Origin of the sequence: Candidatus Pelagisphaera phototrophica (assembly GCF_014529625.1) — a bacterium.
GTDB classification, from domain to species: Bacteria; Verrucomicrobiota; Verrucomicrobiia; order Opitutales; family Opitutaceae; genus Pelagisphaera; species Pelagisphaera phototrophica.
In genome coordinates this window covers 686518-703463 of the sequence record NZ_CP076039.1, presented here as the reverse complement: position 1 = coordinate 703463, position 16946 = coordinate 686518, and the positions used below count along the sequence as shown (strand labels likewise).

Below are 16946 nucleotides of genomic sequence, written 5' to 3'. Positions count from 1 at the left end.
GAAGACACTAGAACTTCCTGCCTCCCATCACAGTTTGTAGCATAAGGCTCAATACAATTACTAGACCACAGGCGATTAGATTGTACCAGAGGTAGCCGATCGTTACGATATCTGAAAAGTAAATAAACAAAACCGACAGTTGGGCAATGATCGCGGCGATAAAAGCGGCGTGTGCTCCGATTCTTCTAATGAAGAACGCCGCTAAAAATAGACCTAGTACCGTTCCATAAAACAGCGATCCTACAATATTAACCGCTTCAATCAAACTTTCTACCATACTCGCAAAAAGGGCAAAGAGAATCGCCAGCCCACCCCAAACTGCAGTGAATACACGCGAAACTGTTTTATAGTGGGCGTCCGATTGGTTTTTGCTGAAATGGCTTTGGTAGAAATCTACCGTCGATATGGTCGCCAATGCACTCAATTCTGAAGCGGTTGACGACATAGCGGCACTCAGAATAACGGCGACTAGCAATCCAATTAATCCGATTGGCAGCTCGTTCAAGACGAAGTGAATAAAAACGTAGTCCGTTTCTTTCATGCTCTCCGCTCCGGTAACCGTCGCGATATGCGTCTTTAAGTTGGCTCGGGATTGCCGACTTTCCTCTCCTGCTACCTTAAGTTTTTCTTTGCTGGAGAGCGCCAGCGCTTCATCTCCTGCTCGCAAGGCTCCGACGAATTCCTGCATCGCGCTCTTCTGACTTTTGAAATTACCAATAAACGCGTTTTCATAGTTTTGGTAAGTCTCCGCATCGGCAGCAACCGCCGCCTCTGTCATCGATTCAGGAAGGAAAGTAGCGGGTGGCTTTTCCCATTGGTAGAAGACGAATACGAGAACTCCTAGCAGCAGAATCATGAACTGCATAGGAACCTTCAATAAGGCATTAAACATCAAACCCAGGCGGCTATCTCGAATCGATTGCCCTGACATGTAGCGCTGTGCCTGAGACTGGTCCGTCCCAAAGTATGACAGGGAAAGAAAGAACCCGCCGAGCAATCCGGACCATAGTGTGTAACGTTTGTCCAAATCAAATGAGAAGTCGACCACGTTGAGATGCCCGAGCGCTCCCGCAATGCTCAAATTTTCCCTAAATCCTGCGTGTCCTGATATTTTGTATATAACGATTCCAAACGCGACTGCCATGCCAGAAAGAATAACAGTCATTTGGTATTTGTGAGTAAGGCTCACTGCGTGGGAACCTCCCGTCACCGTGTAAATGACGACAGCCAAGCCGACCCCAATAACCGTAGTATTCATGTCCCAGCCAAGTACGCTGGTCAGGATAATCGACGGGGCATAGATTGTGATTCCCGCAGAAAAACCCCGCTGGATAAGAAAAATCACGCTTCCCAAAGTGCGTGTTTTCGAGTCGAACCGATGCTCCAGGAATTCATACACCGAACACAGCTCGAGCTTGTAATACATGGGTACAAAAACGATGGCGATCAGGATAAGGGCCAGCGGCATGCCAAAGTAGTTTTGCACAAAGGCCATTCCGCTGTCGTAGGCCAAGCCCGGAGTCGAAAGGAAGGTGATCGCACTGGCCTGGGTAGCCATTACCGATAAACCTATCGTTCCCCAACTATTAGAATTTCCCTTTAGAAACTCGTCCAGCTTTTGATCATTCCGGGTCATCCAAACCCCAAAAAAGACGATGGCGAAGAGGGTTACCCCCAAAACAACAATATCGATTCCGCTCATGCTTGGTGGACCTCGAACTACTCGAAGGTTTTAGTCAGCCAGGCATAAAACGCGATCTGCCCCGCCAATGCGGCTACCACAACCAGGTAAAGCTTGGTCCAGCCTTTAGAGCTTTCGTCTTTGACGGAGGCAGCAATTTCATTCTCGGGTTCAGTCTCCATGGCCTAAAGAAATTAAATTCACAAATAGTCGTATCGCGCCTGGATTCCCATTTGGCAACTGTCTAAAAAAGGAAAGTCCCGTGTACACGTACCAGCCCTTACCGTATTCAGTCACTAAAAGTCCTCCATTTCTCGGGGGTTCCCCTCTGTCGTTGGCAGAGATCAGAGCGTCATAGTGATCATCCCATGAGGAAGCGTAATAGAGCCCTCTCTCTTGTATCCAGTTATCAAAGTCGATTTTAGTAATCTTATTTGGGTAGTTAAATACAACGTGATCTGGTTGAAGCAACCGCATCTCTGCTTTTTCCTCGGAAACACGATCTCTGGACAATCGAATGGGGTAAGGGGATGTAAACTGTGACTTCGCTCTAAAACTTGTCGTGCTGTACTGGGATACGAGAGTTCCCCCATTCTCTACGTAGTTGAGCAGCACATCAAATCTTTTGTCCAATCCCGCATAGGCATCAAAAACGCGTGGTCCGAGTATCACCGTGTCGTAACTATCTAGACGCCCTTTCTCCAATTCTCCAATCAACACTATGTCCACTTCATAGCCGATCTTGCTCAGAGTGTCAGGAACGGTATCCCCAACCCCTTCGATACAGGCTATTCGGCTTCCTCCGCGCCCTAGGTCCAATCTTGTCACCTTGGTGACCGCTCGATTGAGAATCGGCTGCCGGCCAATATGCTCATAGAAAATCTCCCGGTAGCTCGAGTCGAATTCTTTACCCGACTCGTTAATCGCATTGAAGACGATCTTTCCTTCGGAAGCGTTAGCAGGAGGCGTCAATTGTACCCGGATCCGCTGTGAACTTTGCACGTCCTCCAGCTCAAACTCGGGCTGGGCAATACGGATCTTCCAGCCCTGGGGGCCTTCCGCCGTCAATTTTCCGACCGCAGCCTCCACATTGCTCTGGACGAGCACTTCGATCTCCTTCGCTTGCGAATTCTCAAAAAGCAAAATGGAATTCTCAGGCGAGAGAGTAATCTCGGGACGTATCAAGACCTGCTCGTGCACCTCACCTTTCACGGGATCACTAACGACCTGAACCACCGGAACGTTCAAGGTAACTGGGCGACCCTGGATCTCAACAACGGCCGAAACAGAAAGCGAAGATGGTATCGACTCCAATTCCAGCAATCGCCGATTCCGAAGGCTGTAGATACCCACGCTGGCTTCGTCCTCGAGCCAGTAGGGACGCGTTAGAGGAGAATCGATAGGCAAGTTCACGTTCAGCGAAACGAACTCGACTGCGTTTGAATCCAGTTCCTTATCCAAATCTTCTATACGGGTTAACGAAATCTCCTCGGGCCAACGAGAGCTCTCGAATAAATTCGCCTCCAAGTTGACAACTCTCGCTTCGATGGGGGAACGGTTAATAAATTCCACATCGAGCTTCACAGACTCACCGGGCGTCAAGTCTGCCTGAGGCGCTCGCGCTTGCAAATGAAGTCCCATACAGGCCGCAATGAGCTTTTGCAACGAGCTCCGCTTGGAACGAATTTGCCGATCAACTTGGAGTTTTTCTAGTAACGCGTCTATCTCTAACAATGCTCGTACTGATTTCCAGGGAGACGCCGCATCAAAGTCGCCTATGGCGCTTTCAAAGAGCGAATCCAGTTGAGAGCTACCGGAGTAGCGGCGCCAGCTGGTTTCGACACCCTTTAGAAAATCGCCCTCAGACGGTTCGCCGGCCAGCAAGACCATTCGCTCAAACTGAGATCCACGCTGCCCCGCCCGTCCGAAACCTTGGCTCTTGTGCATACTACGGCTTCTCGCCGAAAGTTCCGTGTAGGAAGTTCCTAGATACGGATTGTAACGTCCCACTTCCAAAGACACCACTTCGCGCGATTCGTCTTCTAAGCTCGCGGGCGGTGGCCCGCCTCCACCTCTCCGTCTTTGCCCAAACCCGTTCCATAAAATCCTTTTTGCCTGATGCGTTTCAAGCTCGCTCAATTGCTCCGTAAAGGCATGCGGATCGGCCGCTAGGCTAAATGCCTTCAGAGCCAATTGGGCAGACACAGTATGGTGACCATGAGTCGGCCCTGCCTCGGGATTGAAACGAGTAATAATGACATCCGGTCTAAATTGGCGGACCGCATACACGACGTCACCGAGTACTTCGTCTTCCTCCCAGTTCTCGAGTGTGTCTTCCGGGTTCTTGGAATAGCCAAAATCTCGGGCTCGCGTGAACAACTGGATGGCCCCGTCAATTCTACGGGCTTGCAGTAATTCGTTTGCCCGGATCAGGCCCAGTTCCTGGTTCAATTCAGAGCCTATCAAGTTTTGCCCGCCGCCGCCCCTAGTTAACGAGAGATAAGCCGTGTCTAGCTTCTCTTCCTGGGCCAAATACGAGAGCAAAGTCGTGTTCTCGTCATCTGGATGAGCCGCCACAAAAAGGACGGAACCCACTTTTTTCAGTTTTTGTAGCTCGTGTAGTATTTCGGACGAAGTCATCGATTGGCCGAACGCAACTAGATTAAAACCGAGGAAAATCAGAAGGCTCAGGGATGATTTAGTTGGCATGTTGAGGAGGTGGGAATAGAATCGGCTGCAGTCTTTCTTCTTAATCCTTTCTCTACGAGCATAGATCTCCAATTAATGCCAATTTTTGACGCGACCCTTCTCCCAAACCCGAAAAGTGGAATTACATTGAAATTAAACCTCGATTCAAAGCGTCGGTCTCTTCGTAAAAACCCTACGCGATTTTAATGCTAATAACACTAAATCCAAAATTCGTCCGCAAGGGACTTTTGCCGCTACTAGCCACGATAGTTCTCTTCCAATCCATCGCCGTGGGTGATTTTTGGATTTCAGGATCGCTTCCAGAAGTCAGCCCAGACGAAGTTCCCAAACTCTTTCGAGAGAATCTCGAGCTTAAGGCCCGAACTCTCGAGGGGAAGCTCTCAGTCGACTCGGAGGGCAACTTTAATCAGCAGTTCGAGGGCGAACCGGGATTGTTTAGCTTGGCTTTCCCCGGCGACCGTAAAATTTCACTAGCGATCGACGAGGGACAGAGAGTGGTTGTCCAAACTGACATAAAGGATCACGGAGCCCTCAAAATAGCCGGCTCTCCCGACACAGATGCCCTCATCGCTTATGAATCCTTTCGCAAAGAATCGCTCGCTCGCCTCGTATACCCACCAAGGGCCGCGCTTAACGAAGCAACCGCTCGCGGAGCATCAGCCGAGCGATTGGCCGCACTCTCTGAACAAGAGGTGGAAGGATACGCTGCCCACCGCCGCGAGTTGAATGACTTTACGATCGAGCAAATAGGGAAATCCGTTGCCCTCTACGCAACCTCTCTGAGGTGGGATCCGGACTACCGACTCAGTGAGCTAGAAAATGCGGTTGAGGCTTTCTCCGAAAATCGCCCCCAGGCTGCGATCTCGAAGCGGATGATTGAGAAAGTACAATCATTTCGGCGCACCGCTATCGGTGCCAATGGAGCCTCCCTGGCCGGCCAATCCCTAGACGGCAAATCCCATCGGCTCGAGGATTCCAAGGGCCAGTACGTTCTCGTGGACTTCTGGGCATCCTGGTGCGTGCCTTGCCGTGTCGAAAACCGACACTACATAAAACTCCTCGACAAGCACTCCAACGACAACTTCACCATTTTTGCCATAAATCTAGATGACAACCGTTCGGTTTGGGAACAGGCCTCAAAACGTGATCGAGTTACCTGGCCACAGATATCCGACTCATTAGGCTGGGATTCGCCAATGGCCGCCGCCTATAATGTGAATGCTCTGCCAATGAGCTTCCTGCTCAACCCGGAAGGCCGCATTATTGCCCGAAATCTCCGTGGAGCAAAGCTCGAGGCTAAGCTAGCGGAGATCTTCAAATAGGCGCCTTTAGCCAATTATCAGTCCATATTGGCCTAGCGTCCAAAATTGAGATTGCCGCACTAATCGAGTGCACTCTTACTTCGCCACCTATGAAGCTTTCTTACTCCAATTCCATCGCTCTCAGCCTGATTGCGATCCTCACCATTCTCGCAGGATGTTCGAAAAAACCAACGACTCTAGTCGCTCGTATGGAAACGAACAAGGGCACGATCGTGATAGAGCTTTTTGAAGACACGACCCCGATTACTGTCGAGAATTTCACCGGCCTCGCAGACGGCTCCAAAACCTGGACCGCTCCCGATGGAGAAGAGAAAAACGAGCCCTTCTACGACGGCCTCATTTTTCACCGTGTCATAAAGGACTTTATGATCCAAGGAGGTTGCCCACTCGGAACGGGTACAGGCGGTCCGGGCTACCAGTTTCAAGATGAGTGCTATGCCGGTAAAGTAGTCCCTCTTGAAGGTGAAATTGCCGACGCCGCTACCGCGAATGAAGTTTTTGGGACACTCTTCCGTCCCCATTTGATGGAGAACCAAGGCAATAGTCCTATCACAGAAATCGCCACAATTTTTCAGGAAATACAAACTACTCAAAGCGTCGAGCCACTCATCGGAAAGACTGTGGAAGAACTCCAGGCCTTGCTGGGATCTACCGACAAATTGACTCGATTCGAGCCAGAACTCGCTCAGCTAACGGGCGAGATTAAGGACGAGGACGCAGCGAACGTAGTATTCCAAGCTCTCTTCGCACCCCACTTGCAAGAACACGAAGGAGAAAGCCCTTTACCAGAAGTCGCTGCCCTTTTCACCGCAATTCAGGCCTCAAACTCAGGCCAACCGTTAATCGGTAAGACCGTTGAAGAGCTCCAAGCCCTCATCGGGACCGACACACCAGTGGAGCAACCCACTCTTACAGGCAAAGTAGAATACGGCACAGTTTGCATGGCCAATTCTGGTCCTAGCACCAATGGGTCTCAGTTTTTTATTGTCACGAATACGGACGGGGCGAGCTGGCTGAATGGCAAACACACTGTCTTCGGAAAAGTGATCGAAGGAATGGATGTAGCCCTCGCAATTCAGGAAGTGGAAACGGAAGCAGGCGACAAACCAGTCGATGATGTTCAAATCCTGCGCGTTTCGATTGAGCGGATATAGACCATTGATCAAATACCTGCGTAGACCAATTCCCCAACGGAAATTTCGTTTTTTCAGAAAGAAACCCGAACCTAGGGAAGATTTATATTCATAATTAAGATACTATTTCTGTATCCACTATTACATTATTTTTCCTAGTCTGCAGTCGCTCTCCAAAGTGCATCAAAGCTTTGAGCTTCATCGATCGATCTTCCCTGAAACCACCCTCTCCACTCTTGGCCGTTAACGAGAAAAGCCGGTGTGTCGATTGATTTCATAGCGCCTTCATCCCTAAGCCGGTACTGGCGAAGCGTGTTTTCACTTGTCCTTCCAGCCGAGGCGATCCCAGTAATCAACATGGAAGGCTACAGGAACTCTGTGCGTCCACAATCCTGGATCCTTCAAGAATCCACTTAACCATTTTTCAGCAGGAGGAAAACTGCTACAGCCTTCCGATGTATAGAGCTCGATCAGCTGAGGCGACTCGGGTCCGCTCTCCAAACGAAACACATCCCATAACAAAAGACTTCCCGCCATTCCCATTCCGAGTACCCAAACAATACACCTAATAAGTTTGAATACGATTCAAGAGGGATCTAGATGGCAAAAGAATCTCAACGCACTCAGGAACCTAAATCATTCTCTAGTGGTGGCGTTTGCCCTCTGCAAGTCCCGCTAAAACGAACTCAATGCTTGTCGTAGACAAGGCGATCGATGGGTTCAGCGGTATCGTATAGCAGGGTGTGCGGATTGAATCCATCGGCGGGACGGGGTCGAGTCGATCCTCCCCAACTGCTCGCTGCCCGTCCATTCCAAGCTCTGGAAATCCACTGCGGCCCCCGAAAAGGATCTCTCGTACGATTCATCCATTCAACGATCTCTCCATGGAGCTGATCCCTGACCTCCGCATGCGCTTCGTCATCAATGAGATTCCTAAGCTCGTCTGGGTCGGTTTCCAAATCGTACAACTCGTCCTTATCCGAAAGGTTGATGGCTAGTTTGTATCTGCAATTCGTGACACACCTTGTCGGTGAAAACGCTCCAAACCCATCGTGATCCAGCTCGAATCTATTGAACTCCAAAAACACCCTTTCCCGGTCGCACACAGTCGGATTCGAAAAGACCGTCAACAGGCTTTCACCATGCAGAATCTCTGGTGAATCTTGGCCAAAGAATTCCAAAAACGTGGGCACAAGGTCGATGTGCGAAATGGGACGATCCACAACTGCTCCAGCTGGCGAATGGCCATTCCATCGGACAATGAAAGGAATTTTCGCGATCTCCTCGTACATATTTGGACCTTTACCCAGCAATGCGTGCGACCCCAACATGTCACCGTGATCAGATGTGTAAATTGACAAAGCGTTCGGTACCCATTTATCTATAGCATTGTTAATTCGCCCAATTTCATAGTCACAATAACTGTTGCACGCGAAAAAAGCGTCCATCCGAAGCGTCTCACCATCTCCAAGATGCGACTTAACATGATTCGACCAATCTCTCTGAGACAGAGGCTTATCCTTCAAAGTATCCTTCCCATTCGGGCCCAGCTTGTATTCAAAACCTTCGAAAGCTTCCAAGTATTCTGCGGGACAGATAAAAGGATGATGTGGCTCGTCTATGGAGACGACGAGAAAAAAGTCTTCATCCTTGTAGCGCTCAATAAACTCCAATGCCTTGTCTACGCTACGATGGGCCATCGTAAACGTTTCATCGTACCCATTGTCTCGCATGTCTTTAGCCGTCGGAACGAGTCGAGAAAAGTCCCTTTCCTCCTTGCTTCCCAAACTATCGAGGTAGCAGCGCCCATCGAACCAGTAATCTGGGTCCCAACCCTCAGGACAAACTCCATTGCCAAAATAGTCTGTCCCGTCCAAATGCCATTTGCCGATATAGCCGGTGCGGACGCCCAAACCAGAAAGTCGCTCCCCAGTCGTCTTAGCGTCTAAGCACGGTGCCATATCATTTCCAAGTACACCGTTGGAATGTGGATACAACCCTGTAAAGATCGCTGACCGAGCCGGGCCACATACCGGCTGGGTGGAATATGCGCGGTTAAATCGGATTCCTTCTGCAGCCATCTTATCGATATAAGGCGTCTTCACTTCGGGTCGGCCATAGCATCCGATGACGTCTGTCCCCTGTGTATCCGTAAGTATGAAAACCGCTTGATTAGGCATTTGGAGAAAATTGATCGGTCGTGACCGAATTTCAAATACCAAATTGGCATAAGTTCAGAGTTCACGGTACAATCGAAATGCCAGTGCATCTAGTTCAACTAAATTCCCTAGACACAAAGCCACTTGCAACAGTGGCGAAGCGTTTCAATAAATACGGATAGCACTTCCCACCCCTTATGAAAATCGATTCCCATCAGCATTTCTGGAGATACGACCCGACTGAGTATGGCTGGATCTCTGAGCAGCATACAGTCTTGAAACGTGACTTTCTTCCCGTTGATTTAGAACCACTAATGGCTGAAAACAACATCGACGGATGTATTGCGGTACAAGCTAGGCAAACCATCGATGAAACAGAATGGCTTCTTGAAATTTCCGACGCAAATCCCGCTGTTATGGGGGTTATAGGCTGGGTCCCGCTCTGCCGTACCGATCTCAACGCGTCCCTTGACCGGTTGAATGAGAACCAAAAGCTTGTGGGCGTGCGCCACGTGATCCACGACGAGAAAGACAACAACTTCATTTTAAGGAAAGATTTCAATCAGGGGATTCGGCAGCTCGGACCTCGAAATCTAGTCTACGATATTCTTATTTTCGAAAAGCATCTTCCCCAGACCATCCAATTTGTCGATCAACACCCAAATCTTCAGTTCGTGGTCGACCACATCGCAAAACCAAAAATCTGTTCCGCTAGATTCGATAGCACCTGGGCAGAGAACATTCTTGAACTCAGCAAACGGACAAACGTGGCCTGCAAACTGTCAGGAATGGTCACCGAAGTCATTGATTCCAGATGGAGCCCCAATCTCCTAAAGCCCTACGTCGATACCGTTCTCGAGGCGTTTGGCCCCGACCGGCTAATAGCAGGCTCGGATTGGCCTGTTTGCCTTTTAAGAGCGGAGTATACCCGATGGCATCAAACGATTCTATCGATGACCGAATCTCTATCCGAATATGAGCAGTCTAATATTCTGGGGCAGAACGCTTGTCGTATCTATAATATTTAGCATCAGGATCCACTGTTTCGATCCTCGCAAGAATACGTATTTTGCCATATCTTGAGCGTGCCGCTCTTACAGGTACTCGGTCGGGATGCGAGCCGGCGGGTTGTGCGACAAGACCAGAATGCGGAGCATAACCGGACCACTGGCAGGGCGAAAGTCCCAAAAGCCTTACTCTTCGACACGCACTCAGCGGCACAATTGAGGCTTGATACCTGCGATTGGTGCCCAGAGCGAACACTTTTTTGCTGTGTAAGTGGTTGCTTAACAACGATGTCATAAAAGCGTGATCATTTTGCATACAATTTGCATACAGATTGGCCACCAAACGTTTCCCACCTACTCACCCATCAGCTTGGGGTCGGCGGTCATAGCCTTGCGAACTAAATCAGCAGATTCGATTTTCATTGAGACATAAAGGAATCTACGGCTTCAAAAAGCTCTAGACGATTTTTCTCCAACATTACCGTGTGAGTCCCGGTGTCTAATATTTTGAGGCTTTTCCGGTTTGAATTAGAGAGTCTAGCGTATAGTGCCTTGGTCATGTAAAGAGGTGTATCTTTGTCATATTGTGCGACTACTAGAAGGGTTGGACAAACAATTCTTGTGGGCTCGTAGGTCGATAGGCCCAACTGCCAATATTCTCTAACATCTTTTATTACGCCGTTCGGTGCTCTTAAAAACCCTTCACTCATCGCAAGCGGATCAGTTCTCCAGGTCGCTTCAGCCCAAATTTGCTGCCAAGTTGGATTTAAGATCTCTTTTTTTTGGTCTTCCGAGAGGCCAGATGACCAACGCAATAAAGCATCTTCCTTGGAAACAAGTCTGTATGAGCCTAAAGATTTGTTGGTGCTAATAAGGCTCGGTGTTTGCCTGTGCCAAATCGGTGCGTATAGTACTAGGTTTGATACTTTTTTTTGGTTCTTTGCCGCATAACCAGCCATAATCGCGGTTCCCCAAGACCAGCCTATCAGATTTAATCTTTCTTTTTCAAATTTCCTTAGAAGATAGTTGGCAGCACTGGTGACATCTCGCACCGCAACCGCCGTATCTACAATTGGTGAGTGCAAAGCAGGAGAAGCTTCCATTTCCGGTGGTCTCGTAGATCTCCCATATCCCCTAATATCTAAAATGGCGGCAATGTAGCCTCTTGCTGCCATATAATCTAACCATGAAAAACCGTCTAGTTGGAGGTCAAACGAAGTTTCAGCGGGGTAAGTAGCACCATGAACGCAAAGTACTAGAGGACTTTGATGATCCTTTTTTAACTTTGATTTTTTTATACGAACAAAAAGTTCAATACCCTGTGTGTCGGCGTCTACCAAAATCTCCTCGGTCTCGATAGCATCAAATGGCCCAGAAGCTCCAAATAAGGGAGTCAAAAGACCAAACAGTAACAGAATTAACACGCCAGAAAACATAACCTGACCCTACTTCCGCCTCGTATAAATTGGCAAGGGCGAACGGTGTTAGGGTTTATGACAAATACCCTATCCCAGCTTCCGTCTAGCAAAGGCTAGAGCCGCTACACCAACTCCTAGGAGAGCTGCTGCGGAGCCTGTGTCGGGGACAGGGGCGAAATACCCAACCTGATAGGACGCTTCGGGGGTGTTGTCGTAAACGTCGCATCCTGCAGACACTATAGCTCCACTGGGATCCCACGAGGTTAAGTTATACAGACTAGCGTCCGAAAAGCTAATGCTGTATTTCAGAGTATCGCCTGCCTGCCAATCACCACCCAATTTTTGGAGCTGGATATTAACCCCGAATTCATCATTGGTTAAATAGGCTCCAGCTTCTCCCGGTCGGCCCAAAAGGTTGTTATCAAGAGCGGTTGGTGAACCGCCGAGTGACGTGACCGTGAGGTTCACAATCGAGGATTTCTCTGGGTCGTACGGCAGACTGCTGGTCTGGGGTCCAATATGCATAGATGGGCCGCTAACGGTCCGATCGTGGCCCCCCGTCAATTTCTCCAGTTATCTTAAAACTCAGCGAGGTGGGTGTCGTTGTCCAGTCACTGACAATTAAAGCTGCCGATGCCGAGGCAGGGAGCAGTGCCAAAACGAGAAATAGCTTACTAACCTTTAAGAGACTCTTCATTACTCCGGCAACTGTAGCAAAATCCCACCCTTTTGTCACCCTGATCGCACTGTTAGGGTTTCTCGCAAAAAAAGAATAATCTCTGAGGCAGGGAAACCTTATCCCAATCTTTTCCGGCACGCATTTCAACAACTTCATCTCACACCCCGACGAACTCTCCGCCAAAATGCCGGGCGGCTTATTCACCGCCACCAAATTGCCGTCTTCAAAAAGGAACTCGAGCTCCACCTCGTTCCGATAAAAGGCGCAAGACCTATTTCCTCAACGAGAAACCCAAACGTTTCTCCAAGCCGAGCGGATGACCTATTCGATGACGGTTCCCGACTTATCCATCTCCATTTCCGCTTCCCTCTTGGCCGCTGAGTCGAAATCGGGAGATTCCTGAGGAGAAGAATCACCGTCTAGTTGCGCCTGAACTCCCAGAACGCTCCCAGGCAGTAGGAAAAACACCAAGCCGATGTATCCGAAAGCCCAGCCTCGATGCGTTTCCGTCTTATTTCCTAGCCATTCGGCAGATCTCACGGGGAGATCGTACAGAAAGGGCACGACAGTGAATACGATCACTCCGAAAACATTGTACAATAGGTGCACAAACGCAATTTGCATCGCCACTCCCGCACCCACACCAGAAACAGCCGTCGCCGCCAAGACCGCCGTAATGCAAGTTCCAATATTTGCGCCCAGCGTGAATGGATAGACTTGCCTCAAGGTTAGAACACCCGCCGCAGCTAGGGGAACGACTAGGCTGGTCGTGGTCGAAGACGACTGAACCAGCACCGTCATAATGGTTCCCGCCAAAATCCCGACCACCGGCCCCGCTGCAAACGATTTGTCAACGATCCGCCTTGCGGGTCCACGCATAACCGCGCCGAGCTCTTTGCCCAGCCGGGCAACCGACATAAAAATAAAGCCGATACCAATCGCCGCCATCAGGATACCGCCAAATGTATCCGACATTCCCTGCAAGAGTTGCTTGATCCACTCGGCTGGAGGGTTGGTGAGTGCCCCAATAAAATTGATACCTTTCATGGAGGCATTAAAATCGCCCACGAGCAGGTTGGAAAGAGCTCCCCCTAGTCGCTCCAACGGATGGAAAATCGCTTCGATTGGGAGGAAAATGGCGATGCTGTAGAGATTGAAGAAATCGTGCACCGTCGACGCCCGAAAGGCCTTATTGAAAGTCTTTCCATCCTTCACATCACCTAGGGCCACGATTGTGTTGGTGATTGTCGTGCCCATATTCGCTCCCATAATCATAGGTACGGCGATTGATACAGGCACCCCTCCCGCCACCAGGCCGACTATAACGGACGTCACCGTACTGGATGATTGAACCAGTGCGGTTGACAAGGTACCCAAAATTACCCCCACGACGGGATTCGTGGCGAACGCGAAAATCTTCTCAGCTCCTTCCGCACCTCCGGAAGCCCATTTGAACCCCGCCCCAATCGTGCTAACCCCAGCGAGAAGGAGGTAGATGAAAGCGGCGACCTGGAGCCAGGTCAGAAACGAATGATCGCCTGATCGCTCTGGCAGTTGATTACCTGAAAAGATCGATCCATTTGTTTCAGACATATACCATCCAGAACGGGTAACAGTCCCCTCTCGCTCAAGGCAAAATACCCCCACCATTGTTACGAAAGTGAAAACTTATTCCGGAGATCCGACTCCTACTTTACTTTTTCCACTACATGTATGACCACGACGAGCCGGGAGCCCCGGAAACTCTGGTAGTGAAACCTTATTAAATTGATAGTTCCATTGCCCTGCCTAGTCCTCATTTTTCTTCATTAGCAAACCATCGCGCATCTCAGCAGCGACTCGAGGATGATCTCGAATGATGTTCGTCGTTTGATAGGGATCCGTCTTCAGATTATAGAGCTGTTCTATCGGTGCGCCAGAGCGAATGCTCCCGTCAATTCCGATGTCGCTGTTTCTAGTCGCAGTGTATCCAACGGCCCAGGGGCCTCCCCGCTTCGATGTTCCGATTCCGCCGCTACCGTCCCCTTGAGATGAGATATAGACCCAATCGCCCTTTCGCAGGGCCATGCTTTTTTCTTCTCTGGGAAGAAGGACCAGCTCATCACGAACTGATTCGTTCGGCTCTCGTAGAATCGTTTCCAATTGATTCAAGCTGTCCAGACCTTCGTCGCTCTCAAGTTCCCGACCGAGCAGATAAGCGAATGAGGCCAATAAATCCAAGCTCGATAGCAGGTGATTCGAAGAACTTCCAGCCTTGATCCTGCCAGGCCAACGAGCAAGGAAAGGAACCCTGTGTCCACCTTCCCAGACGCCGAACTTGAACCCGAGCAGATTACCGTTCTGGCGGTGCCCCTTATGCCAGGCTTGCTTACCGCCTAGATTGAACATTCCACCATTATCGCTTGTAAAAATTACGAGTGTTTCATCCGTCAGGCTCAGTTCATCCAAGGTATCCAAAATTTCACCCACCATCCAATCCAGTTCATGAATAAAATCGCCATACATCCCCGCTTGACTGGTGCCGACAAAGCGAGGGTGAGGCGTAAAAGGATGATGGATTTGCGGCGGTGCGTAGTAGAAGAAAAAAGGTTGGTCGCCCTCCTTTCGAATCCAATCAACCGCTTTTTCGCTGAAGAGCGTTCCCGTCATACGATTATCGTAGATCCTTCGTGCCTTCGATGCACCCTCGTAACGATTCAGCTGCATGCGACCGACCTCCTCGAATGAATAAGGCAATGGGCCATCGCTTTTCATTCGGACTAAAGGATCGCTAGGATCCCAACCAAAGACCCTGTCGTTTTCGATATAAACATAGGGATTCGCACTATTATTGGATGATAAACCAAAATAGTAATCGAATCCGAGTTCCAAGGGTCCAGGCCTTAATGGTTTATTGAAATCCGCTTTTTCCTTTCCGAATCCAAGGTGCCACTTGCCCACGGCAGCGGTGTTGTAGCCAGCCTCTTTGAAAAGCCGACCAAGGGTCAATTTGTCGGTATCAATTATTAGTCCTTTTGTATGAACCAAGGGGCCCCAGGATCCGCTTGTTCCCTGGCGAAAGGGGTACTCGCCTGTCATTAGGCCATAGCGGGATGGTGTACAAACCGCCGAAGGCGAATGCGCGTCGAGGAAGCTGCGACCCTCTCTCGCCAGTCGATCGATATTAGGCGTCTGCACCTTGGTGGCTCCGTAGCAACTCAGGTCGCCATAACCTAGATCATCCGCATAGATGAGTATTACATTGGGTTGCTCAGCAGCAGCCGATGTAAGCAAACTCAATAGAAATAAAATAATTTTCGTCTTCATCACCTTTGTTTAATCGTTGCCTTGAACTGATCTAATTCCGCTTTTAATTCGTGCACGGTTTCCGGGTAAATGTTAGCCAGATCCCAGCGCTCAGAAGGGTCTGCGTCGAGGTTGTATAACTCGTAATTATTCGTACCAAAGTCCATTAGGTATCGGTGTGGCTGTTCGGACTTTCGTATGATGCTAGTAGATAAAAAAATCTGTCACTGGAATTGGGGGAATAGGGATTGAATGAGGTACTAAAGCGACAGTTTTAAAACATGGAAGATGTCGCTTAAATAAATTTTATTATCATTTACTAGGAGCCGCTTATATCCGGAATTGGCCAAGAATATTTGTTAATAATCACTAAGTCATTGATTATCATGGTGCCCAGGGCGGGACTTGAACCCGCACGTCCTTACGGACAACGGATTTTAAGTCCGCTGCGTCTACCGATTCCGCCACCTGGGCTTCAGGTTGTTAATCAACATCTTATGTAATCTAAGGATGTCAAAGCCATTTGCTAGTAATGGAATTGTTGACTCTAAAACGACACTAAAACCTGATTAACCGAATAAGAATGGGATGTCTAAAGGTGACGCCTGCATTGTCAATCTTGCTGAAAACAAAAGACAGAAACTTCAGTGAGTCGCCAACGAAGCATGGGGAGGGAGCGGCAGCCGGATCGCAATTTATATGGATCAACAGCCCCCAGAAAAGAATGTTGCCATAAAGCCTTACTAGGTGGGGAAGCCTTTATCCCAACCTTCGCCTAGCAAAGGCTAAAGCCACAACGCCAGCTCCAAGAGGGGCTGCTGTGGAGCCTGTGTCGGGGACCGCTGATGTCGATGTCGTACCCTGAGGATCGCCATAAGGATAGGATACACCAGATCCGTCTGCTCCCCAAGTTAGCAACAACGAAGAAATGGCTGATGGGTCAAATGCATTGCTTCCTGACCATGTAATCAAGATTGCAGAAGTAACCGTATCTCCAGCTGAGAGAAAATCGTCAGTTAAAAAAGCTAAAACGTCATGAGGGGCGCCGATATTCACGTCGTTTAAAGAATGGAAATGATTGATGGCTTTTCCATCAATTTCTCCGCTGCCCGTACCGCTGGCATTGCCAACTAGCCAGTCGGAGTTAAGTCCATTAGGATCAATTAGGTAAAAATCACTGGATCCAAAGCGTGCGGGTGGAGGCGTCCCTGTTGCATCAAGGGTCGCGGACCCTGCAGGAATACTGATTGTCAATTGATCAGTGGTGAATGTATCGATATTGAAAATCAGAACTGCCGATGCCGAGGCGGGGAGTAGTGCCAACAGAAGACTGATTTTGAGCAGATCCGCGGTACGTTTCATCGTATTCACCCCTTGCATGTCTAGCGACAAGTATAACAAAACGCACCCTTATCGTGCTATCAGGGTTTCTTGCATAATCTCCAAAACTGCCATTCATTAATCTGTGGTTTTTGCATTCAAAGCTCGCCTTTTTCTTTCATTTTCATTTTTGGACGGCTGCTCAAAAACCGCCAACGGAGCCATCGGAGAGC

14 protein-coding genes, 1 tRNA gene and 1 pseudogene are annotated in these 16946 nt (G+C 49.3%); 4 read left to right on the top strand and 12 right to left on the bottom strand.

Annotation, left to right across the window (positions count from 1 at the left end):
- Positions 1–7: 7 nt before the first annotated feature.
- From GA004_RS03170 to GA004_RS03160, 3 genes are read right to left on the bottom strand one after another with little or no spacing between them, the layout of a single operon-like run.
- On the bottom strand, positions 8–1702 hold the full coding sequence (locus tag GA004_RS03170; RefSeq protein ID WP_283395846.1) for a sodium:solute symporter family protein: 1695 nt from the start codon (positions 1700–1702) through the stop codon (positions 8–10).
- 17 nt (positions 1703–1719) lie between these two features.
- The gene (locus GA004_RS03165; RefSeq protein WP_283395845.1) at positions 1720–1863 is read right to left on the bottom strand and encodes a hypothetical protein; all 144 of its coding nucleotides are present in this window, start codon (positions 1861–1863) and stop codon (positions 1720–1722) included.
- Entirely contained in the window at positions 1853–4390 is a 2538-nt protein-coding gene (locus tag GA004_RS03160) for a PIG-L family deacetylase (protein WP_283395844.1), read from the bottom strand. The genes GA004_RS03165 and GA004_RS03160 overlap by 11 nt, the downstream gene beginning before the upstream one ends.
- A gap of 185 nt (positions 4391–4575) precedes the next feature.
- Here GA004_RS03160 and GA004_RS03155 point away from each other — a divergent pair, with 185 nt between their 5' ends.
- The 3 genes and pseudogenes from GA004_RS03155 (at position 4576) to GA004_RS17885 (ending at position 6866) form a co-directional block, all read left to right on the top strand.
- On the top strand, positions 4576–5712 hold the full coding sequence (locus GA004_RS03155) for a TlpA family protein disulfide reductase (protein WP_283395843.1): 1137 nt from the start codon (positions 4576–4578) through the stop codon (positions 5710–5712).
- Between the two features lie 188 nt (positions 5713–5900).
- A pseudogene (locus tag GA004_RS17890) lies at positions 5901–6155 on the top strand (peptidylprolyl isomerase); the annotation flags it as partial.
- A gap of 81 nt (positions 6156–6236) precedes the next feature.
- Positions 6237–6866, top strand: coding sequence for a peptidylprolyl isomerase (locus GA004_RS17885; protein WP_343218836.1), 630 nt, complete (start codon positions 6237–6239; stop codon positions 6864–6866).
- Positions 6867–7000: 134 nt separating this feature from the next.
- On the opposite strand, the gene GA004_RS03145 is transcribed toward GA004_RS17885, so the two are convergent.
- The 3 genes from GA004_RS03145 to GA004_RS03140 form a co-directional block, all read right to left on the bottom strand.
- Positions 7001–7204, bottom strand: coding sequence for a hypothetical protein (locus GA004_RS03145; RefSeq protein WP_283395841.1), 204 nt, complete (start codon positions 7202–7204; stop codon positions 7001–7003).
- Entirely contained in the window at positions 7164–7382 is a 219-nt protein-coding gene (locus tag GA004_RS17880; RefSeq protein ID WP_343218821.1) for a DUF1223 domain-containing protein, read from the bottom strand. The genes GA004_RS03145 and GA004_RS17880 overlap by 41 nt, the downstream gene beginning before the upstream one ends.
- A gap of 149 nt (positions 7383–7531) precedes the next feature.
- Positions 7532–9025 (bottom strand): sulfatase-like hydrolase/transferase, encoded by a 1494-nt coding sequence (locus GA004_RS03140; RefSeq protein WP_283395840.1) that lies wholly within the window; start codon positions 9023–9025, stop codon positions 7532–7534.
- Positions 9026–9201: 176 nt separating this feature from the next.
- On the opposite strand from GA004_RS03140, the gene GA004_RS03135 reads away from it, so the two are divergent.
- A complete protein-coding gene (locus tag GA004_RS03135; RefSeq protein WP_283395839.1) occupies positions 9202–10032 on the top strand; it encodes an amidohydrolase family protein in 831 nt (276 codons plus the stop codon).
- Positions 10033–10430: 398 nt separating this feature from the next.
- On the opposite strand, the gene GA004_RS03130 is transcribed toward GA004_RS03135, so the two are convergent.
- The 6 genes from GA004_RS03130 to GA004_RS03105 all read right to left on the bottom strand — a co-directional run bounded on the left by GA004_RS03130 (position 10431) and on the right by GA004_RS03105 (position 16755).
- Positions 10431–11435 (bottom strand): alpha/beta hydrolase, encoded by a 1005-nt coding sequence (locus tag GA004_RS03130; RefSeq protein WP_283395838.1) that lies wholly within the window; start codon positions 11433–11435, stop codon positions 10431–10433.
- Positions 11436–11516: 81 nt separating this feature from the next.
- Entirely contained in the window at positions 11517–11954 is a 438-nt protein-coding gene (locus GA004_RS03125) for a VPDSG-CTERM sorting domain-containing protein (protein WP_283395837.1), read from the bottom strand.
- A gap of 475 nt (positions 11955–12429) precedes the next feature.
- Positions 12430–13701 carry a Na/Pi symporter gene (locus tag GA004_RS03120; protein ID WP_283395836.1) on the bottom strand — a complete coding sequence of 424 codons (1272 nt, stop codon included), beginning with the start codon at positions 13699–13701 and terminating at the stop codon, positions 12430–12432.
- A 195-nt stretch (positions 13702–13896) separates the two neighbouring features.
- Complete coding sequence (locus tag GA004_RS03115) at positions 13897–15414, bottom strand: sulfatase family protein (protein ID WP_283395835.1); 1518 nt, start codon at positions 15412–15414, stop codon at positions 13897–13899.
- A gap of 366 nt (positions 15415–15780) precedes the next feature.
- Positions 15781–15867, bottom strand: a tRNA-Leu gene (locus tag GA004_RS03110).
- Between the two features lie 285 nt (positions 15868–16152).
- Positions 16153–16755 carry a VPDSG-CTERM sorting domain-containing protein gene (locus GA004_RS03105; protein ID WP_283395834.1) on the bottom strand — a complete coding sequence of 201 codons (603 nt, stop codon included), beginning with the start codon at positions 16753–16755 and terminating at the stop codon, positions 16153–16155.
- Positions 16756–16946 lie beyond the last annotated feature (191 nt).